The organism is Streptomyces sp. NPDC051172 (genome assembly GCF_040682555.1).
In the GTDB taxonomy this organism is placed as follows: Bacteria; Actinomycetota; Actinomycetes; order Streptomycetales; family Streptomycetaceae; genus Streptomyces.
Map to the genome: position 1 here is coordinate 1 of NZ_JBFBBE010000113.1, position 22,570 is coordinate 22,570.

19 protein-coding genes and 3 pseudogenes are annotated in these 22,570 nt (G+C 68.8%); 16 read left to right on the top strand and 6 right to left on the bottom strand.

The window, feature by feature from the left end; translation table 11 throughout:
* Positions 1-409: 409 nt before the first annotated feature.
* Positions 410-1,054: a carbonic anhydrase gene (locus tag AB0N07_RS40605; protein ID WP_365844140.1), complete on the top strand. Its 645-nt coding sequence runs from the start codon at positions 410-412 to the stop codon at positions 1,052-1,054.
* A gap of 98 nt (positions 1,055-1,152) precedes the next feature.
* Here AB0N07_RS40605 and AB0N07_RS40610 read toward each other — a convergent pair whose 3' ends face one another.
* Entirely contained in the window at positions 1,153-2,130 is a 978-nt protein-coding gene (locus AB0N07_RS40610; RefSeq protein ID WP_365844143.1) for an L-threonylcarbamoyladenylate synthase, read from the bottom strand.
* 382 nt (positions 2,131-2,512) lie between these two features.
* On the opposite strand from AB0N07_RS40610, the gene AB0N07_RS40615 reads away from it, so the two are divergent.
* The 8 genes and pseudogenes from AB0N07_RS40615 to AB0N07_RS40650 all read left to right on the top strand — a co-directional run bounded on the left by AB0N07_RS40615 (position 2,513) and on the right by AB0N07_RS40650 (position 12,204).
* Positions 2,513-3,340, top strand: coding sequence for a class I SAM-dependent methyltransferase (locus tag AB0N07_RS40615; protein ID WP_365844145.1), 828 nt, complete (start codon positions 2,513-2,515; stop codon positions 3,338-3,340).
* Between the two features lie 509 nt (positions 3,341-3,849).
* Complete coding sequence (locus tag AB0N07_RS40620) at positions 3,850-4,932, top strand: AI-2E family transporter (protein ID WP_365844186.1); 1,083 nt, start codon at positions 3,850-3,852, stop codon at positions 4,930-4,932.
* A gap of 378 nt (positions 4,933-5,310) precedes the next feature.
* Positions 5,311-5,751 carry a VOC family protein gene (locus AB0N07_RS40625; RefSeq protein WP_365844147.1) on the top strand — a complete coding sequence of 147 codons (441 nt, stop codon included), beginning with the start codon at positions 5,311-5,313 and terminating at the stop codon, positions 5,749-5,751.
* Between the two features lie 730 nt (positions 5,752-6,481).
* Positions 6,482-7,540 (top strand): alpha/beta hydrolase-fold protein, encoded by a 1,059-nt coding sequence (locus tag AB0N07_RS40630; protein ID WP_365844149.1) that lies wholly within the window; start codon positions 6,482-6,484, stop codon positions 7,538-7,540.
* A 248-nt stretch (positions 7,541-7,788) separates the two neighbouring features.
* On the top strand, positions 7,789-8,289 hold the full coding sequence (locus AB0N07_RS40635) for a winged helix DNA-binding protein (RefSeq protein ID WP_365844151.1): 501 nt from the start codon (positions 7,789-7,791) through the stop codon (positions 8,287-8,289).
* On the top strand, positions 8,280-9,104 hold the full coding sequence (locus tag AB0N07_RS40640) for an MFS transporter (RefSeq protein ID WP_365844153.1): 825 nt from the start codon (positions 8,280-8,282) through the stop codon (positions 9,102-9,104). The genes AB0N07_RS40635 and AB0N07_RS40640 overlap by 10 nt, the downstream gene beginning before the upstream one ends.
* 230 nt (positions 9,105-9,334) lie before the next feature.
* The gene (locus tag AB0N07_RS40645) at positions 9,335-10,759 is read left to right on the top strand and encodes a non-reducing end alpha-L-arabinofuranosidase family hydrolase (RefSeq protein WP_365844155.1); all 1,425 of its coding nucleotides are present in this window, start codon (positions 9,335-9,337) and stop codon (positions 10,757-10,759) included.
* A gap of 315 nt (positions 10,760-11,074) precedes the next feature.
* Positions 11,075-12,204, top strand: a pseudogene (locus AB0N07_RS40650) (class I SAM-dependent methyltransferase).
* Positions 12,205-12,288: 84 nt separating this feature from the next.
* Here AB0N07_RS40650 and AB0N07_RS40655 read toward each other — a convergent pair.
* The 3 genes and pseudogenes from AB0N07_RS40655 to AB0N07_RS40665 all read right to left on the bottom strand — a co-directional run.
* Positions 12,289-13,395, bottom strand: coding sequence for a ricin-type beta-trefoil lectin domain protein (locus AB0N07_RS40655; RefSeq protein WP_365844157.1), 1,107 nt, complete (start codon positions 13,393-13,395; stop codon positions 12,289-12,291).
* A gap of 144 nt (positions 13,396-13,539) precedes the next feature.
* On the bottom strand, positions 13,540-13,683 hold the full coding sequence (locus AB0N07_RS40660; protein ID WP_365844159.1) for a hypothetical protein: 144 nt from the start codon (positions 13,681-13,683) through the stop codon (positions 13,540-13,542).
* Positions 13,684-13,756: 73 nt separating this feature from the next.
* Positions 13,757-13,822: pseudogene (locus AB0N07_RS40665) on the bottom strand (hypothetical protein); the annotation flags it as partial.
* A 252-nt stretch (positions 13,823-14,074) separates the two neighbouring features.
* Between AB0N07_RS40665 and trpC the strand changes: the two are divergent.
* Positions 14,075-14,860: an indole-3-glycerol phosphate synthase TrpC gene (gene trpC / locus AB0N07_RS40670; RefSeq protein WP_365844161.1), complete on the top strand. Its 786-nt coding sequence runs from the start codon at positions 14,075-14,077 to the stop codon at positions 14,858-14,860.
* Positions 14,861-14,870: 10 nt separating this feature from the next.
* Here trpC and AB0N07_RS40675 read toward each other — a convergent pair.
* Positions 14,871-15,118, bottom strand: a pseudogene (locus AB0N07_RS40675) (hypothetical protein); the annotation flags it as partial.
* 383 nt (positions 15,119-15,501) lie between these two features.
* Between AB0N07_RS40675 and AB0N07_RS40680 the strand changes: the two are divergent.
* The 4 genes from AB0N07_RS40680 (at position 15,502) to AB0N07_RS40695 (ending at position 19,239) form a co-directional block, all read left to right on the top strand.
* Positions 15,502-16,155, top strand: coding sequence for a response regulator transcription factor (locus AB0N07_RS40680; protein WP_365844163.1), 654 nt, complete (start codon positions 15,502-15,504; stop codon positions 16,153-16,155).
* The gene (locus tag AB0N07_RS40685; RefSeq protein ID WP_365844166.1) at positions 16,146-17,414 is read left to right on the top strand and encodes a HAMP domain-containing sensor histidine kinase; all 1,269 of its coding nucleotides are present in this window, start codon (positions 16,146-16,148) and stop codon (positions 17,412-17,414) included. Before AB0N07_RS40680 ends, AB0N07_RS40685 begins: the two co-directional genes overlap by 10 nt.
* Positions 17,415-17,452: 38 nt before the next feature.
* The gene (locus AB0N07_RS40690) at positions 17,453-18,724 is read left to right on the top strand and encodes a hypothetical protein (RefSeq protein WP_365844168.1); all 1,272 of its coding nucleotides are present in this window, start codon (positions 17,453-17,455) and stop codon (positions 18,722-18,724) included.
* A gap of 284 nt (positions 18,725-19,008) precedes the next feature.
* The gene (locus tag AB0N07_RS40695) at positions 19,009-19,239 is read left to right on the top strand and encodes a hypothetical protein (RefSeq protein WP_365844170.1); all 231 of its coding nucleotides are present in this window, start codon (positions 19,009-19,011) and stop codon (positions 19,237-19,239) included.
* 14 nt (positions 19,240-19,253) lie between these two features.
* Here AB0N07_RS40695 and AB0N07_RS40700 read toward each other — a convergent pair whose 3' ends face one another.
* The gene (locus tag AB0N07_RS40700) at positions 19,254-20,315 is read right to left on the bottom strand and encodes a sodium-dependent transporter (protein WP_365844172.1); all 1,062 of its coding nucleotides are present in this window, start codon (positions 20,313-20,315) and stop codon (positions 19,254-19,256) included.
* A gap of 174 nt (positions 20,316-20,489) precedes the next feature.
* On the opposite strand from AB0N07_RS40700, the gene AB0N07_RS40705 reads away from it, so the two are divergent.
* Both AB0N07_RS40705 and AB0N07_RS40710 read left to right on the top strand, forming a co-directional pair.
* On the top strand, positions 20,490-21,326 hold the full coding sequence (locus AB0N07_RS40705; protein WP_365844174.1) for a hypothetical protein: 837 nt from the start codon (positions 20,490-20,492) through the stop codon (positions 21,324-21,326).
* Between the two features lie 150 nt (positions 21,327-21,476).
* Positions 21,477-22,379, top strand: coding sequence for a hypothetical protein (locus AB0N07_RS40710; RefSeq protein ID WP_365844176.1), 903 nt, complete (start codon positions 21,477-21,479; stop codon positions 22,377-22,379).
* Positions 22,380-22,570 lie beyond the last annotated feature (191 nt).

Consider the following 22,570-nt stretch of genomic DNA (forward strand, 5'->3'; position numbering starts at 1 on the left):
GCCTGATCCACAAGACCGGCCCCGCCACCTACGCCCTCGCCTGCTGACCCGACACGCTCGACACCGACCAGAAGATCCTTAACTTCCCGGCCTTGATGCAAGTTGCTGCCGTCAGCTCGGTCACTGGGGCGCCGCAATCCAGTCGAAAAAGCCTGCGTCGGCTGTGGCGCAATCGCAGGACCGAGGTGTGGGTGCGCCGCGCACTGGAGTACCAGGACCGTGGGATGGACACGCGACGGCGGCCGATGGGACCGACCGCCGAGGACCTCCGATGGCGCACCCGTCTCACACCACAGGCCAGTGGCCGACCACTGGATCGGTCAACCCCGGCGAACCACGTGGCCCGCCCAGTCAACCTGGGCGGGGACCGCGTGGCGCGATCAGTGGTGCCGGCTCGTAGGCTGCAGTCATGACCGAGATCAAGACGCCGACACCCCGCGAAGCCTTCGAGCTGCTGCTGGCCGGTAACCAGCGCTTCGTCGCCGGTGCCCCCGAGCACCCGAACCAGGACGCCACCCGCAGAGCCGAGATCGCCCCGTCCCAGCAGCCCTTCGCCGTGCTGTTCGGGTGTTCCGACTCCCGGCTGGCCGCCGAGATCATCTTCGACCGCGGCCTGGGTGACCTGTTCGTGGTGCGCACCGCGGGTCACGTCGCGGGAGCGGAGGTGCTGGGCAGCATCGAATACGGCGTGGACGTACTGGGCTGCCCGCTGGTGGTGGTGCTCGGTCACGACTCCTGCGGCGCGGTGGGCGCTGCGTGCGCCGCGCTGGAGAACGGCATGACACCGGCCGGATACGTCCGTGACGTCGTGGAGCGGGTGACCCCCAGCGTCCTGGCGGCGCGGGCCGCCGGACGGGTGGAGCCGGAGGAGATCCTCGCGGAGCACATAAGGCACACCGTCGACCTGCTGCTGGACCGCTCCCGGGTGCTGGCCGAGAAGGTCGCCGCCGGCCAGGCCGCCGTGGTGGGCCTGTGTTACCGCCTGGCTGACGGCAGCGCGCAGCTCGTCGCGGCCCGCGGATTGGATACTGCGGCCGTCCCCACCGCATCCTGAATCCCAGCAGGCTGCAAACGATCACCGGCGAGCCAGGTCAGGACCGTTCCCTCAGGGCGGGCCCGACCATGCCCGAGGAGCGTCGACGTCTGTGCCGGTCACTCGGTGGTCCGGGGCCCCGCGGCGCGACGGAGACGGTTGGCGATCGCCAGTCCCAGCCCCTCCTCCAGCGGCAGGGATGCGACGATGAGGTCGCATCTTTGCTGGTCGAGTTCGCGCAGGAACCCGTACAAGCCGCGCGCGTAGGCGGCCATCGAGGCGGGGAGGGCCACCACGGCGTGTGCCTTCACCGGGGTGTCGGCGATGGAGCAGGGAAGGAAGACCCCGACCCGGTGCCCCAGCTCCTGCGCCATCTCCGCCTCGGCGACGACCTTCTCGGGCTCGACGAGGACGACCCGGGCACGCGGCGCGTAGTGGGACGGATGCTGGCCCGGTACCCGGACGCTGCTCGTCGAGTGAACCGCCAGCGGGCGCCCCAGCACCGCTTCGAGGTCCTCGCGGGTGACCCCGCCGGGCCGCAGGATGCTCGGGATCTCGCCGGTGGCGTCCACGATGGTCGACTCGACTCCGACCTCGCAGGGGCCGCCGTCCAGCACGAAGTCGACGGCATCCCCGAGCTCCGCACGAACGTGGGGCGCCACGGTGGGGCTGACCTGGCCGAAGCGGTTGGCGGACGGGGCCGTGACACCGCCGCCGAAGGCTGACAGCAGCGCGAGTGCGACCGGGTGGTCGGGCACGCGCACGGCCACCGTTTCCAGGCCACCGGTCGCTTCGAGGGGCACCCTGGGACCACGCCGCAGGACCAGCGTGAGAGGCCCCGGCCAGAAGTGTTCGGCCAGCAGGCGGGCCGTCGCGGGCACGTCCTGGACCCAGTCGTCCAGGTGCTGCGCGTCGCCGATGTGGACGATCAGCGGGTGGGAGGGCGGGCGACCCTTGACCTGGAAGATGCGCGCGACGGCGGCGGAGTCCTCGGCGTTGGCGCCCAGACCGTAGACGGTCTCGGTCGGGAAGGCCACGAGCCCTCCGGCGCGCAGCACACCGGCTGCCTGCTCGATGTCACGGGTTCTCGCCGTCACCACGGCAGTCCTTTCACTGTTCGGATCTCACACATTCCACGGTCGCGTCGGCGCCGACGATGTCCTCGGCCGACGGCATCGTATGAGCTGGGGCGTGCCAAGGCCGCCACGGCGGTACCGGAGGCACCGCCAGGACGGACCGGCTTCAGCGTAGAACCGACGGGTCCTGCCCGGTCGGCCGGGCTACGCCAGGCGTCCGCGAGACAGGAGCAGACCGGGAACCGTGCTCAGTGCTCAACGACTCGGCAGCGTCAACGTTCCGAGCAGCCGCACCCCCGACAGGCTGTGCACCGGTGCTTTCCGATCGACCGGCGGCTGTGTCGCTGCGGCGGTGGGTAAACCGGTGGCGTCCTCAACGGCGGGCCTCGTAGGTTGTGCGCTTGTGACTGACGACTCGAAGACGCGTCCGGATCCGTACAGCCTCGGCCGGGTGTTCAACGAGGTGGCGGACCTCTACGACCGGGTCCGGCCGGGGTACCCGGACGAGTTGTTCGCGGACCTGGTCGCCATCACCGGCGTGGATGAGAGATCGTCGGTGCTGGAGGTGGGCTGCGGTAGTGGTCAGGCCACGGGGTCGCTGGCAGCGCTGGGATGCTCGGTGACCGCCCTCGAACCGGGCGCGGACCTGGCCGCACTCGCTCGCCGCCGGGTCACCTCGTTTGCCAATGTCGAGGTCGAGACATCACGGTTCGAGGAGTGGGACGACCGTGGCCGACGCTTCGATGCCCTGGTCGCTGCGTCGTCATGGCACTGGGTCGATCCGTCGGTCGGCTGGCGGCGGGCGCACGAGGTCGTCTCGCCCGGAGGCTGGATGGCGCTGCTGGGCCACGTCGTGGTCCGCCGGCCGGGAGAGCCGGAGGTGTATGCCGAGAGCGCTGATCTGCACGAGCGGTTCTCTCCGGGAAACCCCGACTGGGGTCATCCGCCGCTGGAGGACGACGTGCGCACCACCGACGAGGGGTGGGGCCTGGTCGAGGATCCCGGAGGACTGTTCGGCCCGACGATGGTGCGCTGGTATCCGACGGTTCAGTGGTTGACCGGGGACGGCTTCGCCGACCTCCTTCGCTCGCAGTCGCTGTACCGCAGGCTGGACCGGGAGGTCCGTGAGCCCCTGCTGGATGCTGTCGCCGAGCGCATCCGCACACGGATGGGGGACCGGGCACCACGCCGCTGTCTGAGCGCCCTGCGTGTCGGACGGCGCGCCGGGTGAGGTCGGGGAGCGATCTCTGGACGCGCCCGGCCGCGGCCGGGCGCGTCCCATGACGACTGACTGCGGTGCCATGACCTTGCCATGTGCGGTCTGATCACGGCGACATGCTCACGAGGCACGGTTGCCGACCATGCTGCTGGGGTGCCGCTCGGGCGGCGAGTACGTGACGCCGTCCTCACCGCGTCGTACACCTTCCGATGCGGCGCCGTCTGCGGACCTGCGGCCGCACAAGCTCCCCGGCCGGCTCACCCGCCGGGACATCGTCCTGTCCGGGCTGGTCCGTGAGAGCACCGGCGATTTAGAAGATGGCCGCCGGGGGGACACATGGGTGCGTGATCTTGGCGAGGTGAGGTGGTGATGTGCGGGTGGGTGGTGCCGTGCGCTGGTTGCGTCGGTATCCGGGTGGCGGGGGTGGCGACCGGCGCGGCCGGGGGCGGTTGCGGTTTGTGGTGCTCGGGAGTCGGCCGGCGCGGGGGGTGGGGTCGGTGGCGCGTGCCCGCAGGGCGCGGATGGCAGGCCGGGGTGCGGGCGAGGGTGTGGTGGTGGCCCAGGGGCTGAGGGTGGGGGCTGCGTATGGGTGGCGGCTGTTGGTGGTGGGAGTGGTCGCGTATGCGGGGTTTGTGATGTTGGGGCGTTTGCAGCTCGTTGCTGTGGCGCTGTTTCTCGCTCTGGTCGTGACGTCAGTCCTGCGTCCGCTCGTGGATCTGCTCGCGCGGTGGCTGCCGAGGGTGCCGGCGGTGGTGGTGGGTGTCGTGGGCAGCCTGATGGTGGTCCTTGGGCTGCTGACGCTGGTGGGTGAACTGGTGGCGAGCGAGTGGGGCCGACTGGGGCGGGAGTTCGGCGGGGGAGTGGGGCGCATCGAGCGGTGGCTGCGGGGGGCTCCCTTCCATGTGAGTCCCGCGGTGATGTCGGATCTTCAGGGCAAGGTGGGTTCTTTTGCGTCCGCGCATCACTCGGCTCTGCTGAGCGGTGCGGTGAGCGGAGCCGGGCGGCTCGTTGAGGTGCTGACGGTTGGGGCGCTTGCGCTCTTTTGTTCGGTGTTCTTCATTCATTCCGGTGACCGGATGTGGTCCTGGTTTCAGGGAGGACTGCCGTGGCGGGCGCGGGATGCTTTCGGCCGTGCGGGTGGTGCGGCGTGGCGGACCTTTGCCGGGTACACGCGGGGCATCGTGATTGTGGCGGCCACCAATGCGCTGCTGGTCGGTATCGCCCTGTTCGTGCTGCGGGTGCCGTTGGCGCTGCCGCTGACGTTGCTGGAGTTCTTTGCAGCGTTCGTCCCGCTGGTGGGGTCACCGATTGCGTTGGGGGTGGCCACGGTGGTGGCCCTGGCGTCGCGTGGCCCGGTCATCGCGATCGTGGTGCTGGCGCTCATCGTCGTCGTGGGCCAGATCGAGGGCCATGTGCTGCATCCGCTGGTGATGAGCTGGGCGGTGCGGCTGCATCCGGTGGTGGTGGCCGTCTCGGTGATTGCCGGCGCCGTCCTGGCCGGGGTGGTCGGCGCGGTCGTGGCGGTGCCGATGGTGTCGGTGGCGTGGGCGGTGGGCATGGAACTGCGCGGCCCGCGGGCGGAGCGGAGAGGGGCGGGCGCCTGAGGGCTCGTAGCGAGGCAGCATGTGCCTTCCCGTGGTGCCGCAGACAGGGGGCCTTGGTGCCGGGTGAGGCACTGCTCGCTGAGAAGGCCCGGACGCAGCAGGCGTGGTTGAGGCGGTGATTCTTCACCGGCTCCTCGGCTCCCTACGTTGTTCTGCGGGACGGCGTGCTGCGGCTGATCGTCTTCGTGGGAGCGGCCACCTGCGTCACACTCACTCTCGGTGGCGGCACCTGGCTCGCGGGGCCGCCGGCGCGGTGTCGAGGCGCGATGCAGATTTTTCGGAATCGGCGGCCTGTGGATGTCGAGAACGTGTCACCGGCCTCGTCCCAGGGATATCAGCGGCCACCGCCGGCCGCCCGAGGAAGAAGGAGAAACCGGCATGGCGATTCAGCGGATGGACAACGTCGGCATCGTGGTCGAGGACATGGATGCCGCCGTCGCGTTCTTCGTGGAACTCGGTATGGAACTGGAGGGCAGGGCGGAGATCAAGGGTCCCGTCGCCGACCAGTGCACCGGACTCGACGGCGTCCGCTGCGACATCGCGATGCTCCGGACCCCGGACGGTCACAGCCGGCTCGAACTGGCGAAGTACCACAGCCCCGCAGTGATCAGCGCCGGGCCGCGCAATCGACCGCACAACGTCCTGGGCACGCACCGAGTCATGTTCGCCGTCGACGACATCGAGGACACCGTTGCCTGCCTGCGCACTCATGGCGCCGAACTCGTCGGCGAGATCGCCCGGTTCGAGGACAGCTATCTGCTCTGCTACGTTCGCGGTCCGGAGGGCATCATCGTCGGACTGGCCGAGCAACTGAGCTGAGATGGCCGCCCGATCAGCCAGGAATTCCCGGCTCGTGACGTGACCCGCCTGACCTACGTCGTCAAGGACGGAACCTGCGCACGTCAGGGGAGCGGATCCTGACCCTCGCCGGGGGCGCGGCAGTCCGTCTCGGGCATGCGCCGGCATCGTCTCGATCGGACCGGTCCCGGTCTGGACTGCGGAGCACGTGTTCATCGGACGGTCTCCCCGAGGGAAGCGGTGTTCAGCGCGTACATGCCGTCCACCATCGGGGTGGGCGGCGACCGGCTGTCTCGGCCGGACGACCGGTTTCCCGCCGAGCCCGCCGGGAGTCGCCGTATCTGCCTGGTGCGGCTGGGAGGTGTTCGCCGGTGCATGCAGGTACGCCGCGCTCGTTGCCGGCGGATCGCCGACCCTCACGGTCGGGCGCGGCACGCTCGCGGGGCCGGACGGTGCGTGTACCTGGGGGCTGCTGGAGAGCGGGACTCTGCTGGCCCCTGCTGGTGGCCCTCGCCGCGGGCACAGCTCTCGCCTGGGGCATTGCATTGGTATTCCCGCGACGCGTTCGAGGAGCTACTCACGGCCGCCGTACCGACCGTGGCCGCGGTCATCCGCGCCCGCTGGCACCACCGACTTCCACTTCCGGCTCCAAGCCTCCGTTTGATCGCCGCGTGATGGGAAGGAACCGTTGATCGTGAAGATCCCTCTTGCTCAGTAGGTTGTGGGCAAGGTGGTAACGGGAGGTGGTTGTGTGTCCCTGACCAGCACATCATTCTTCGCTGTCCTCATCGTCGCGACGGTCGTGATGATGGTCGGCGCAATTACGTTGTGGCCGAAGGTGCGCGGGCCCAGAGCGGTGCGCTGGCTTGTGCACGCCGTCATGATCGGCCTGTGTCAGCTCACTGCCATCAGCGTCGTGGCCACCTGGATCAACAACAGCTACGGCCTGTATGCGTCCTGGGACGACCTCCTCGGCAATCCGAACACCAACGCGGTCGCGATGCCAGGGCCTCCGGTCCACCGGGCGAAGTTCAGCAAGAGCACCAAGGGCGGCGTACTGGACACGTATTTCCACGGCCGGAGATCCGCGCTGTCCGGTGAGGTGCTCGTGTGGACGCCGCCGCAGTACAACGAGCCCGCCTACGCAAGGAAGCGGTTCCCGGTCATCATGCTGCTGCACGGTGTCCCGGGATCGCCCCAGTCCTGGCTGGAGCACGGCGGTATGCCGGGCGCCTTCGAGGATCTGCTCAAGCAGAACAAGGTGCACCCCTTCATCCTTGTGATGCCGGTGGTCAACCCGGGCAGCGTGGACACTGACTGCAGCGACCTGCCCAACCGCAAGGTGGCGACCTGGATGGCGGCCGACGTCCCGGACCTCGTCAGCCACAAATTCCGCACGCTGCCAGGTCCGCAGGGCTGGGGCCTGATGGGTTTCTCGACCGGCGGGTTCTGCGCCGCGAAACTGCCCCTGCAGTTCCCGAAGGTCTTCGGGGCCGGCGCCGCCCTCGACCCCGATCCGCTGACCGGCGACGAGTCCGTCCTGCCGGATCCGGCCGTGCGCAGGCGCAACAGCCCGACGTACCTCGTGCGGCACACAAAGGCCCCCGTCAGGCTCTTTCTGGCGACCTCCCGGCAGGACCGGAGCAGTCCGCTGTCGTACATCGAGACCTTCCAGGCGACCGCCAGTGCCACCCCGGTGGAGGTCCGCACTCTGGTGCTGCCCAGTGGCGGGCACAACTACAACACCTGGTCGGCGGAGTACCCCGCGGCATTCGGATGGCTCAACCAATGGCTGTCCGCACCGCACTGAACGCCCGGGCGGCAGCCGCCCCGCGGGCCACTGTTCCACCAGCGAAAGCCCACTCGCTGCGCCGGCGATGTGGTCCAGTGCCTCCGTCATCGTCCGCTCGGGCGGGGCTGGGGCACCTTGCCGTCCTTCAGCTGTCACACGCCCGGCCGCTCTTGCCGCCTGTGGCACCAGCGGGAGAGAGGAGACATCGACGAGCCTTTCGACAGTGACATAACAGCGCTTATATAAATACTGTTACAGTGCTGCGCATGGCCGACACCCACGCGCTCGACCCGACGCAGCAAAGCCTCTGGCGGCCCCTACGGCTGCTCCAGGCGTCCATGGACGCCGACATCGCCCGGATCTACTCCGAGCAGCAGATCGAGGGGCTCAAGCCGAGCTTCGTCATGGAGTTGCTCCGGCTTCACGCTTGCGGACCCATGACCATCGCGGAACTGGCCGAGTCGGTTCAGCGCACACACTCGGCACTCAGCCAGAAGGTCGCAGCGATGCGCACGGCCGGCTGGGTCCAGACCGTCGTGGGCGACGACGCACGCACCAGGCAGGTGACGCTCACCGACAAAGCCCGCCGCGTTGTGGACCGCCTGGCAGCGGAATGGCGGGCCACCGAGGCTGCCGTCGCCGACCTGGAAGCCGAGGTTCCCTACCCGCTCTCCCGGGTGGTCACCGATGTCGAGCGGGCTCTGCAGCGCAAGAGCTTCCACGACCGGATCGCCGAGAAACTGGCCGACGATCCCGCATGGGGCTGAAACGCACGCTGATCGACGTGACTCCGTTACGGTCGTCACCACCGTTCCGGCGGTTGTGGCTCGGCCAGACCCTGTCCGGTTTCGGCGGCCAGATGACGTTGGTCGCCGTCATGTTCCAGGTCTGGCAGATGACGAGGAGCCCTGCGTGGACGGGCGCCGTCGGGCTGGCTCAGGCAATTCCGCTCGTCGCGCTCGGACTGTTCGCAGCCTCGCTCGTCGACCGAGTGGACCGCCGGAAGTTCTACCTGCTCACGACCAGCGGACAAGCCGTGTGTTCGCTTCTCCTCGCGCTCCAGGGCTTCCTCGGGCACTACTGGTCCCGCCGCACCGTCCCCGCCCTGTCCGATTACCAGCAGTTGCGGGAATCCACCGTCTTCATGCGCGCCGGCTGCTTCGTCCTCAACGAGATCGCCACGACCTGTCCCCTTCCCGCCGCGGTCTGGGCCACTCCTGAGATCCAGTTCGTCTCGCGCACCGCGGCGCGCATCGTGGGCTATATCAACGACATCCTCTCCGGCCCTCGCGAACTGGCCCGGCCCGGCGCCCTGAACCTGATCAACTGCATCGCTCAGGAACGGCATTGCCCTCTACCAGCGGCACTGGAAGCCGCCGTCGACCTCCACAAGGAGGAGACAGCCGCTTTCCTCCACCAGGCCGACCAGGTCATTCGCCGCCACGACGATGTGCCGACACGCACCTGCATCGACGGACTGCGCACCTGGATCCGCGGCAACCTCGACTGGAGCCTGGCCACCGACCGCTACGCCGTCATCAAGGCGCCCACCGTCCTCGCCGACAGGCGTGAGAAGCGGTGAGCTCCTCTTCAGACATCCAATGTTTGCCGCGGGCCACAAGGATGCAGTTCGGGACGCCGTCGTGAAGCGAAAAGGAACTTGTGTCACAAGGCTAGACACAGGCAACCCTTGTATCCGTTAATTCATCCCATGTTGCAGCGGAGACGACCGATGAGGTCGAGCCTCGCCGCGCTCGATACTTCGACCACCGTTCGGCATTGCGAACATTACTCAAGGAATGCGAGGTCCTCATGCGCACAAGACGTCTCAGCCGCAGACATCTGTCTGTGGTGCTCGCCGCCGCGGTTGCGGCCCTGGTCTCGTTGGCGGCGATGCTCGTCGCCGGCCCGGCTCAGGCCGCCACCAGCGGTGCCTTGCGCGGCGTCGGTGCCGGCCGGTGTCTCGATGTGCCGAACGCCGGTCAAGCCGACGGCACGCTCCTGCAGATCTGGGACTGCACGGGCGCGTCCAACCAGCAGTGGACGCTGACGGACAGCAGTCAGCTGACCGTGTACGGCAACAAGTGCCTGGACGTTCCGGGCCACGCCACCACGGCCGGGACCAAAGTGGAGATCTGGTCCTGCAACGGCGGCACGAACCAGCAGTGGCGGGTGAACTCCGACGGGACGGTCGTCGCCGTGGAGTCCGGGTTGTGTCTGGACGTGTCGGGCGCCGGTACCGCCAACGGTACGGCGGTGCAGCTCTGGAATTGCACCGGCGCCGACAACCAGAAGTGGACCGGCCTGTCCGGGACGCCCAACTCGTGTTCTCTTCCGTCGACATACCGGTGGAGCTCGACCGGCCCGTTGGCGCAGCCGTCGAACGGGTGGTACTCGCTGAAGGACTTCACCAACGTGACGTACAACGGCAAGCACCTGGTCTACGCGACGAATTCTTCGGGATCGGGATGGGGCTCGATGGCGTTCAGTCCCTTCACGAACTGGTCCGACATGGCCTCGGCCACCCAGACCGGCATGAGCCAGGGAGCGGTGGCGCCCACCCTGTTCTACTTCGCGCCCAAGAACATCTGGGTGCTGGCCTCACTGGGGTGGGGCACTGCCTGGCCCTTCACCTACCGCACGTCCAGCGACCCCACCAACGCCAACGGCTGGTCCGCGCCGCAGCCGCTGTTCACCGGCAGTCTCCCCACCGGGGGTCCGATCGACCCGACCCTGATCGCCGACGGCCAGAACATGTACCTGTTCTTCGCCGGTGACAACGGCAGCATCTACCGGGCGAGCATGCCGATCGGGAACTTCCCGGGCAGCTTCGGCTCGTCGTACACGACGGTCATGAGCGACTCGGTGAAGAACCTCTTCGAGGCGCCGCAGGTCTACAAGGTCCAGGGCCAGAACCAGTACCTCATGATCGTCGAGGCGCGGGGTGCGACCGAACAGCGCTACTTCCGTTCGTTCACGGCCTCCAGCCTGAACGGTACGTGGACGCCGCAGGCCGCCACCGAGTCCAACCCCTTCGCGGGCAAGGCCAACAGCGGTGCCACCTGGACCAACGACATCAGCCACGGCGACCTGGTCCGCAACAACCCCGACCAGACCATGACCATCGATCCCTGCAACCTGCAGCTCCTCTACCAGGGCCTGTCCCCCGACACACCGTCGGGCACCCCCTACGAGCAGCTGCCGTACCGGCCGGGAGTGCTCACCCTGCAGCGCTGACCCGCCACCGCGGTCCCCGACCATACGTATGTACCGCTGAGTGCCGTAGCGACCCGCTACGGCACTCAGTCGGGAACACCTGACCGGTGCTTTTTGCAGCCGGGCGGCACCTGTGCGAGCCTGCTGCTACTCCTCCGAAAGGGCGCACCCGATGCTCGGCATGGTCTGGGACGTCTGCTCTCGCGCTTCGACGCGAGAGCGGTAACGGCCACCTGCCTCAACGCACACGCTGTCCGACGGACAGGCGTGGGTTCAGTCTGCTCCTCGTCGAAGTGCTCCTCGTCCCCCTGCATGTTCGACCACGAGGAGTACGTGGTGTCCACCATTCACTGGATCGAAAACCACACCCACCAGTCCGCCCTCTGGCATTCAGAGAACGCCGCCCTCTCCCTCGACGAACCGTCGTCGCCGAGGACCGGATGAAGGCCGACGACGCCCATCGGCAGGCGTGCGAAGGAACGGCCCTGCTCTGGCAGGGCGACTTCCACAACGCCCGGCAACTCCTTCAGGTGATGGGCCGCCGCATCGACCGCAAGCCGTCCAGGTCCAGCCCGTCCCCGAGCGAGAACTTCCACCTGCACCGACGCAGCAGCCGTCACCGCGCCCGTGTCCTCGGAAAGCTCCTGGTGTTGTTGGACGACGACTACACCTTGACGCTGCGCCGAGCCCCTGACGTCCGCCAGGCGTGCAGGGAAGCCTACAGCCCTTCAAGAGGACCCATGGCGGTCTCTCTGCGCGGACTGCTGGGAGTGATCGGCGCCCATCAGTGGCGCCTGAAAGGGATCGACGTGCCGGCGCTCGACACCCGAATCCAGCCCCACTACGGCGTGTTCGCACCCGTCAGAGGTGAGTACGTCGACCTGGTCGCCCGCACATCACTGCCACCGGCAACCCGGCGCAACCTCGCCACCAGTACGGCATTCGACCTCGGCACAGGAACCGGCGTCCTCGCTGCGGTGCTGGCGCATCGCGGTATCGAACGCGTCGTGGCCACCGACATCAGCCCACGCGCCCTGGCCTGCGCCAGGGAGAACGCCCACCGGCTCGCGCTGACCGACCGTATCGAGGTGTCGGGCCCCGGCCTGTTCCCGGAAGGCCGCGCCGACCTCGTCGTGTGCAACCCGCCCTGGCTCCCCGCCCGTCCGGCCGGCCCCGTCGAGCAAGGCGTCTACGACCCGGACAGCACCATGCTCCACGGCTTCCTCGACGGACTGTCCGCCCATCTCCGCCCAGGCGGGGAGGGCTGGCTCGTCCTGTCCGATCTGGCAGAGCACCTCGGCCTCCGCACACGTCAGCAACTGCTCGACGCCATCCGGGCAGCACAGCTCCGCGTCGTGGACAAGATCGACACCAAGCCCCGGCACCCACGCTCCATGGACACCACCGACCCACTCCACACGGCACGAAGCGCCGAAACCACGTCCCTCTGGCGTCTGACGGCATGACCGGTCCACACGCCGGGCGGTGCTCGCCACCGAGGTGTTTCCGGGATCTGAGTCCGGACAGGGCCCAGATCCCGGGAGCGGGGGTCATCCGGCGGTCAGAGTGGTCCACTTCTGGTTGGAGCCGCCGTTGCAGTCCCACAGTTGGAGCTGTGTGCCGTCGGTGGTGGAGAAGCCCGGAACGTCGAGGTAGCGGCCGGAGGCGGGGTTGCGGTAGCCGCCGTTGTAGGGCTGCCAGACCTGGTTGGCGCCGCCGTGGCAGGCCCAGAGCTGCACCTTGGTGCCGTTGGCGGTGGCCCCGCCGGCGGCGTCGAGGCACTTGCCCATGGAGCGCAGGGTGCCGTCGGTGTAGGCGGACCAGAGCTGGTTGGCGCTGTCGCCACAGCTCCAGATCTGGACGGCGGTCCCGTCAGCGGTGTTGGCGCCGTTGACGTCCATGCATTTGCCGGCGATGCCGGACTGCACGCGCGCCGGGGCGGGTGCGGGGGTCCTCAGCCACCCGGCGCCGTCCGCGGACTGGATACCGCGGTGGAAGGCGTCGGCCATCTTCTGGTAGCCCGAGTCGTTGGGGTGCAGGGTGTCGGCCAGGTCGGCGGTGGTCAGGCTGCTCATGTCCACGTAGGCGACCTTCTTGCCCGCCGCCTGGGCGTCGCTCACGATTTGGGGGACGGCCCGGTTGTACGCGGCCCGGTACTGCTCCTCCGAGCCGCTGGTGGACACGACCAGGGAAGCCACGAGGACGGTCGCGTCGGGGGCGGCGGCGGTGATCTGGTTGACCAGCGACTTCAGCCTGTCGGTGGCCGTGGAGACCTGGTAGCTCTGGTTGAGGTCGTTGGTGCCGATCTCCAGCGTCACGACGTTGGGCCGGTAGCGGGTCAGCGAGGCATCGGCGAGTGCGGCGATCTGGTCGATGCGGTATCCGGAGTGGCCTTCGTTGTCGGGGTCGGACATCGAACCGTTCCGCCCCGTGCCCACGAAGTCGAGTGGATGGCCGTCAGCCGCGAGCTCGTTCCACAACGGCCCGCGGTAGCCGTTGCCCGTACTGCTGCCAACGCCCCAGGTGATCGAGTCGCCCAACGGCATGAGCCGCAGGGGCGTGTTGGAGGCGGCGGAGGCGGGGGCCACGCCTGCCGCCGTCAACCCGAGTGCGACAGCGACAAGCGTGATCAGCGGGAGTAACCAGGATCTTTTCATGCAGCGTCCCTTCTGCGAGTGAAAAGTGCACCCGTATGGCTATCACGATCCCGGCTGGGACATCCCATGAATACTCAGAAATCTGGGATATCTGGCATGGATGAGCTGCCTGCTGGCTAATTTCCTCTGTTGACATCCTATGTATTACTGCACCGGATGCCGTGTGGAGCGGCGAGGGTTCAGTATCGGTTGGACGCGTCTGCGCCGGTCCACGCCGCTTCGGGCGTTGATGACAGCGATCAGCAAATCGACTGCTTCGGCGCCCACTTGGTCCGGGCAGAGGCTCACGGTGGTGAGGGGCGGGGTTGGTCGTCGCGTAGTCGGGATCCTCGCTGACGCACGCGACCAGCAGGTCTCGCGGCACCCGCAGACCGTGCTGCCGGGCGGCAGCGAGGATGTTGTGGCCGGAGTCCGAGTAGACGCCGATGACCGCGTCGGGTCGTGGATCGTGACGGCGGTATCGACTGAATACAGCAAGCCGCCAGTTCCGGGATCACGGCACTTCATGGATCATCCGCGAGAAGTTCAACCTCCGCGCCCCGAGGTCGGCCCGTTCGCACATCATGATCGATCAGAATGAGACCGTTCTCCGAGCACGACTTGGATGTGGCTGGCGCCCGGCCTCAAGCCGGCCCGGGCACGTCCACAGCGGAAGACGAATCGACACTGGGAGAGAACCATGAGCGTTCTTGACGGCATCCTCGCGGGAGTTCGCGAAGACTTGGAAGAGCGCAAGCGTGCGACGCCGCTGGCGGAGCTGCGCTCCCGGGTGGCAGACGCGGAACCCGCGCTCGACCCGCTGCCCGCTTTCCGGGCGCCGGGGGTGTCCATCATCGCGGAGGTGAAGCGAAAGAGCCCCAGCAAGGGTGCGCTGGCAGACATCCCCGACCCTGCCTCCCTCGCGGCCCAGTACGCGGCCGGCGGTGCCGCTGCGATCAGCGTGCTCACCGAGCGCAGGCGTTTCGGCGGCTCCCTCGCCGATCTGGACGCCGTACGCTCCCGGGTCGACGTGCCCGTCCTGCGCAAGGACTTCATCGTCGACCCCTACCAGCTGTGGGAAGCCCGCGCACACGGCGCCGACCTCGCACTCCTGATGGTCGTATCACTCGACGACGGCCAACTCGCCGACCTGATGGGGCTGTGCAAGGAGTTGGGCCTCACGCCGCTCGTGGAGGCGCACACGGCCGACGAGGTGAGGCGTGCCGCCGCCGCAGGAGCCGAGCTCCTCGGCATCAATGCGCGGGACCTGACGACGCTGGATGTCGACCGCAGTGTGTTCGCAGATCTCGTGACGGCCATTCCCGAAGGCACGGTCAGGGTTGCGGAATCCGGCGTGACGGGTCCGAAGGACGTTGCGGAGTACCGCGGTTGGGGAGCCGACGTGGTCCTGGTCGGAGAGGCACTGGTCCGCTCGGGCGACCCGCGCACCGCCGTTCGCGACTTCATCGAGGCGGCCGGGGCGTAACGGCGTCCGGCTCGGTCAGCAACGCGGCGCGCAGGCCTGGGCAGACGCCGACTCCAGTCCAGCCACCGGTTCGCCGCGCGTACGTCACCCCGTCGAGTGTCACTCGGTCGGGAACGCGCAGGCGCCCGGGATGGCGACGGCGCGCCGTTCGGGAGCGGGCGGAAACAACGGGACCACCCGCTCCCACAGGTCGTCCGGAACGAGATCAGCAGGTACCCGGAGACCGGGCCCGCCGGGTCCGCCAACGACAAGACCCACCGCTCGCCTCGGCGGGTGTCCGAGTGCCGCCGCTGCACTGGCCTTGCGATGCATCCCGGACGGCCTCGCCGCCGCCGAGTCCGTCCAGTGCCGCAGGCCGTTGGCGGCCAACGAAATGCCATCTCGGCCGCCGGGCGCCGACCCTGGACACGTGTGGTGCCTGGACCGGGACCTGGCCCAGTCGGCACATCGGCCCCCGGGCACCGATGTACAGGTCGAATCACGGGCGGTGACCTGGCGCGCTGGCGTCGATGTACTCCTGCACGGGGTCCATGCGACCCATGGTGGTCCTCCGCCGCCCCGCGGCTGCCGCTCGTGTCCGACCGGCAAGCGGCTGATCAGGGCAGATGGAGAACTGGAACGCGAGTATCTAGGGTCAGCACGTGGCTTTCATCATGGTGTGCGAAGACGACGCGGCGGTCCGCGGCATCCTCAGGCGCGCTCTGGAGCACGACGGCCACACGGTCTCCGTCGCCGCCACGGCCGAGAGCCTGCTGCGGCAGCTGGCACCGGCGCCGCAGCTGGTCGTCCTGGACCTCGGGCTGCCGGACGCCGACGGCCGCGACGTCTGCCTGGCCCTGAGGGCTCGCGGCGTCGACGTACCGGTGCTGATGCTCACCGCCTTGGACGGCCTGCATCACAAGGTGGGCGGCTTCGAAGCCGGCGCCGACGACTACATGACCAAGCCCTTCGACATCCCGGAACTGCTGGTCCGCGTGCGCGCGCTGCTGCGCCGGGCCACCGTGGCGCCCGCACCGCAGGAGGTCGTCCTCGATCCGGCGAAGCACGTGGTGACCTACGATTCGGTGAGCATGAGTCTGACCCCGACCGAGTTCCGGCTACTGGGCCGCCTGATCGCCTCGCAGGGCGACGCGGTACGCCGCCATGCCCTCGTCGCCGCCGGCTGGCCGCACGGAGCGCAGGTCAGCGACAACACCCTCGACTCCTATGTGCGTCGGCTGCGGGCCAAGCTCGGTCCGCTGGGTGTGGCGGAGCGTCTGGCGACCGTCCGCGGTGTGGGCTACCGATGGCAGTGACGGGATTCCGCAGAAGCGTCGTCGCGCTCACCGTACTGATCGCCACCGCCGTGGTCGCGATACTGGTCGTGGTCTCACACGTACTGCTGAGCCGGGTGACGGACGCCGACGCGCACGATCTGGCACATACGCGCGCCGAGGCGGTCGCGGCGAACGTCACCGCCAAAGGCGGCCGTGTCGTGCTCACGGAGAACAGCAGCGAGGCGCTGGACGAGGTCGCCTGGGTGTATGCCGACGGCCGCCTGATCGACGGGAACGTGCCGCCGAGCGTGGTCGATCGCGTCGAGGAGCTGGCGGACTCGGCGCGCTCGCAGACCGCGTCCGTGGGCAATTACCTCCTGTACGCGCGGCAGGTCCCGATCGACGGCCACCACGTCATGGTGATCGTCCGGGTCGACCTCACGCCTTACGAGACGTCCGAGCAGCGCAGCCTGACTCTGTCCTTGATACTGGGCGGCCTCACCATCCTCCTCGCCGGCGGTGTCGCCCACCTCGTGGTGCGCCGCGCACTGCGGGTCGTGCACGAGATGGCCGCCCTCGCCGACGACTGGGGCCATCACGAACCTGGGCGCCGCTTCAACCTCGGAACGCCCCGTGACGAGTTCGGGGAACTGGGACAGACTCTGGACCACCTTTTGGAGCGCGTCGACAACGCGCTGGCGGACGAGCGCCGGCTCACCGACGAGATCGCCCACGAACTGCGGACACCGCTCACGGTCCTGCGGGGCGAGGCGCAACTGGCGCAGCTGTCCGGCGAGCCGGTGGCGCCGGAGGCGGTACTGAGCGAGGTCGACCGCCTCGATACCGCGATCACGACGATTCTGCGCGCAGCGCGCGCACGCACGGACGACGGGACCCGGTGCGATCTGCGCTCCGCAGCGCGGCAGGCGATCGGCAGCCGCGCGGTCGAGGTCGCCTTCCCGGCGAAGGTCGAGGTGGCCGTGGCGCCCGACGTCGCAGTGTCGCTGCTGTCACCCCTGCTGGAGAACGGCCTGCGGCATGCGAAGTCCCATGTGTGGATCACCGCGCGCAACCAGGGCGAGGCCGTCGTCGTCGACGTCCTGGACGACGGCCCCGGGTTCGATCCCGCGGATGTCGACCGGGTCTTCGAAGCGGGTGTGACCGGCGGCGACGGGTACGGGCTGGGGCTGCCTGTGGTCCGGCGCATCGCCGCGTCGGCCGGTGTGGAGGTACGTGCGATCGCGGACGGCCGCGGCCACGTCGAGGTGACGCTCCCGGCCGCGCGTGCGATCACGTAGTCAGGTTGCTTGCAGGTTCCCCGCATAAACCTCCCTGCATGACAACGACAACGGAAGCACGCACGCGCAGCGGGCGCCTCATGCTCAACAAGGTCCCCGAGGTCACCATCTGGTTCTGGGTGATCAAGGTCCTGTGCACCACCGTGGGTGAGAGCTTCGCCGACTGGATCAACATGAAGCTGGGCGTCGGCCTGGTGAACACGGCCTGGATCTTCACCGCGGTGTTCGTGGTGGTCCTCGCCGTTCAGTTGCGGCTGAAGCGGTACGTTCCGTTCCCCTACTGGCTGACCGTGGTCGTTGTCAGCGTCACGGGCACCCTGTACACAGACATCCTCACCGATCAGCTGAACGTGCCGCTGTGGATCAGCTCCGCCGTGTTCTCGGTGCTGCTCGCGGTGGTCTTCGGCGTGTGGTGGGTGCGTGAGCGGACCCTCTCGATCCACTCGGTCACCACGCTGCCGCGTGAGTCGTTCTACTGGCTCGCCGTTCTCGTCACCTTCGCGCTCGGCACCGCGACCGGCGACTGGACCCTCGAGCTGACCGGCTGGAGCCCGGGAGTCTCGGTGCTGTTGCCGCTCGGCCTCATCGCGGCGATCACGCTGCTGTGGAAGTTCGGCGCGAACCCGGTGCTGTCCTTCTGGCTCGCCTACATCCTGACCCGCCCGCTGGGCGCCAATATCGGCGACTGGCTCGCCTCCCCGAAGGTCGCTCAGCCGGGTGAGCCGACCGGCCTCGCGCTGGGCACCTTCACCACCAGTCTGATCTTCCTTGGCCTGATCCTGGTGACCGTGGTCTACCTGACGGTGACGCGCTCGGACGTGACCGAGACCTACGAGGCCGCCCACGCCGCACACGCCGCCGGCGGCCCGCGCAGGGAGCGCGTCGGGCTGGCCGGCTTCGGCCTGCTGGCCGTCGCGACCACGGGCCTGCTGGTCTGGGCCCACAGCCAGCCGCACACCGGCCCGGCGCCGGAGGCCGACAACACCTCCGCCGTCCAGATGGCTCCCGGCGTGGCGGTGAAGAAGTTCCCGCCCGCCAAGGTCGCCGCGCTGAAGAACCTCGCCTCCACCTCGCTCAAGGACGCCCGTTCGGGGAACGCGAAGGGCGCGCACGCGGCCGCACAGTCGCTGCGTGACCTGTGGGATGCCGACCAGGCCTCCCTGCAGCCGCTGGACCAGACCGGCTGGACCTCCATCGACGCCCAGATGGACAAGGTGCTGGAGACCTTCGGAATCGACCACTCGAACCCGCCGGAGTCGCCCACCAAGCAGGAAAAGGAACTGAACGCCCTCCTGACGGACATGGGCTGACCGAGCGCACCACACCCGGCGACGGGTCGAGTGGGCCGAAAAACTCTCGTGGGGCGGTCGAAGCCGGCGTCAATGGCTTCGACCGCTCCGCTGTCACCCCGGCTCATCGGCGGCGGTGGATCAGCGATGGGTGGCCGGGCCGGAACGGTACACACCGGTGTTCGATCCGCTGAAGACACGAGCGCGAGCAGCGATCGACCAGGTGGTGCAGGGGGCGCCGCGACGGAGAACGAGCCGTGGCTTGGGGTGGCGTGTACCGCCGCGTGAGCGCGTAGCTCGTCTGCATGAGGTTGTCGCCCGATTCGACCTCTTTCGCTGCCCTGCATGGCCTTCGGCCGGACACCGGCGCGCCACTGGACGGCGCCGGGGAGCCCGACATCCCCGACCACGCCAAGGACGCTGTTACCAGCAGGACGTCAACCGCCGACGACGGCGGCGACTGCTACGTCCCGCCCGGCGCTCGGAACTCCTCCGACCGGCTCGGGCGCACCCTGCTGGAGGCCCGAGCAGCCTGAGTCCCGCGGCGCGGTCAGGAGGAGGGTGCGGGTCGTGCGCGTACGACCCGGTTCGCCGCCGTCTTCTGCAGGAGTCCGTAGGCGAGGACGGGCAGGAGCAGGTGTGGCTTGTCGGGCAGGGTGGTGGTGATGAGCACCGCGCCGGCGCTGCTGTTGTTCATGCCGCAGGCGAGGGTGAGCGAGGAGGCGGCCGGGGCGTCCAGCCGCAACAGGCGGGCGGCCGAGCGTCCGAGGGTGAAGGACAGCAGGCAGACCAGCGTCGCCACGGCCAGTGCGGCGGCCAGCAGCAGCGGGCGCGGGTGGGCCAGGAAGGAACCGAGTGCGCCGCTGGCGTTGACGTACGTCAGGACGAGGGAGCCGACCAGGGCCACCGGCACGACGACGCCGAGGAGCCGGTCCAGCCAGGAGACGGGCAGCGCGAGCCGGCACAGCAGGCCCGCCGCGCAGGGCAGGACCACGCCGACGAAGGCGAAACCGCCGTGGGCGTGGTGCCCGGTCGTGGTGAGGGTGTCCGCGTAGCCGTCGTCCAGCAGCGGCAGCAGGGCAGTGATGACCAGGGGGATGGTGAGCGGGCTCAGCAGGGTGGAGGCGAGGACGAGCCCCACCATCGTCGGCTGGTCGCCGTCGCCCCTGCCGGTCCAGACGGTGGCCCCGGCGGCGACGGGCATCGCCACGATCAGGATCATCGCCGTGATCAGCCCGCTTCCGCCGTCGCTGTCCGGGGTCTGGTGCAGCAGGAACGCGACGAGGGGGATGACCAGTAGCGGGATCGCCAGGTGCAGGGCGAGTCCGGCCAGGAGAGCTCTCGGGCTGCGCAGCAGACCACCCAGTGCGCGCACGGGAACCTGCAGCCCGGCGGAGAAGAGCACCAGCGAGAGCAGCGCAGGGGCCGAGTGCAGCGTAACGGGCAGCAGCTCCCCGAGCGGCGCCATGTGGGTCCGGCGCAGCCAGAGTCCGGGGCCCGGGAGGAGCACGGCGGCTGCGTAGGACAGGACCACCGCCCGGCCGAGTCGGCGCCGCAGCCAGGCGGTCGCGCGGTCAGTGGATGGGCGGGCGGCGGGTCGTGCGGTCTTCAAGGCGGCCTTCTTCCGTCGCGGAGGCAGGGGCGGGGGCGGGACGGACGGCCGGTATGCGGAAGCGGACTGCGCTGGAGTTCATGCTGCTGATACTGCCCGTGTGCGACGGGCGGTGCAGGGGATGCCGCGCGGCAGTCAGGATGCGTTCAGGTCTCCCGTGGCACGGTCGGGCACATGGCCTATGAAACGTCTGAGACAGCCGCGATTCCGGCCGCGGGTGGGTCTGTTGCGCCAGCGTCCGGCCGCCGACTGGCCTGGAACAAAGTCCCTGAAGTCACCGTCTACTTCTGGATCATCAAGGTCCTGTGCACGACGGTGGGAGAGACTGCCGCCGACCTGATGAACGAGAAGGCCGGCATGGGCCTGACGGGGGTGTCGGTGCTCATGAGCGCGCTGCTCGCGGTTGCGCTGGTCGTCCAGTTCCGCACCACGGCGTACCGGGCCGCCGTGTACTGGCCGGCCGTCGCCCTGATCAGCGTCGTCGGCACCCTGATCAGCGACAACCTCACCGACAACATGGGCGTCCCGCTGGAGACGACCACCACGGTGTTCGCGATCGCCTTCGCGATCGTGTTCATGGTCTGGTACCGACGTGAGCGAACGCTGTCGATCCACAGCATCGACACCACCAGCCGCGAGGCCTACTACTGGCTGGCCGTGCTGTCCACCTTCGCCCTCGGCACCGCCGCGGGCGATCTGGTCGCTGAGCGCATAGACCTGGGCCACTGGCTGTCCGCGGTGCTGTTCGGCCTGGCCATCGCGGCGGTGGGTCTCGCCCACTTCCAGCTGGGCCTGGACGCGGTGTGGAGCTTCTGGACCGCCTACGTCCTCACCCGCCCGCTCGGGGCCTCCATCGGCGACTACCTCTCCCAGCCGACCGGCGACGGCGGCGTGGGTCTGGGCGAGGTTGTGACCAGCGCGTTGTTCCTGACGGTCATCCTCGGTCTGGTCGTGTACCTGGCCGTGACCGGCAGGGACGTCACCGAGCAGGTTGCCCGGCGCGCGGCCTGACCGGCCCTGACGGGCATTCAGGAAACGTTCAGGTTGCGCCTGCCAGGGTCGGACACCACGGTTGCTGATGGCGGCCGATTCATCGCACAGGGCGCTCGTCCGGTTCAGGGGGCGGGCGCCCTGCCGTTCAACCGGACAGGAGACTTCGACTTGGAGAAACCAGAGGTCCTCACCGACCACCTCGACGTGGCGAGCATGTCGAGTACGACCAAGTCGGTGATGAAGAAGCTGCCCGAGGTCACGCTGGCTTTCTGGATCATGAAGATCGCGGCGACGACTCTGGGCGAGACGGCGGGCGACCTCTTCGCACAGACCCTGAAGCTCGGCTACTTCCTGACCACGATCGCGCTGTTCCTGGTGTTCGTCGTGACGCTGGTGGTCCAGCTCAGGTCCAGCCACTACAACCCGTTCTTCTACTGGACCGTGATCCTGTCGACCAGCATGGCCGGCACCACGATGTCCGACTTCATGAACCGGGACGCCAGCGCCAAGTACCTCTCGAAAGGGGCGACTTCGCTGGGCTGGGGTCCGCAGGGGCTCGGTCTGGGTTATCCGTCCGGAGCGGCGATCCTGATCTCGATCCTCGTGGCCATCTTCGCCCTCTGGAAGGCGAGCGGCATGACCTTCCAGATCCGCGACATCGTCACCTTCCGGGGCGAGGCCCTGTTCTGGTCGGCGATCCTCGTCTCGAACACGCTCGGCACGTCGATGGGCGACTTCCTGTCCGACAGTTCCGGGCTCGGCTACGCAGGCGGTGCGCTGCTGGTCAGCGCGGCGCTGGCCGTCCTGGTCGCGTTGATGAAGGTTCCCGTGGTGCCGAACGTGTTGCTGTTCTGGATCGCCTTCGTCCTCACCCGCCCGCTGGGGGCGACAGCGGGCGACTTCCTCACCAAGCCGGTCGCCAAGGGCGGCCTTGACCTGGGCACGGCAGGTTCGTCGGCTGTTCTGCTGGCGATCTTGTTCGGGCTGATGGCCTACGCGCAGGTGCAGGAGCGCCGCGGGAACGACGCGCAGGACGCGGAACCTGCGCCGGTGACCCGAGCGGCGGACTGAGGTGAGACGCGCCCCGGGTGCGCGTGCGGGGCCGTAGGACACATCCCCGCCGACGGCGTGGGCCAGGGCGCTGCGCGAGTGGCAGCCCGAGGCCCGCGCCGTCGTGTCTCCGAGACGCCGGGGCCGTCGTCCGCGACGTCGATGTGGAGGACACCGGACGGGCAGCCCCCAGCTGGTGCGGAACCCCCGCC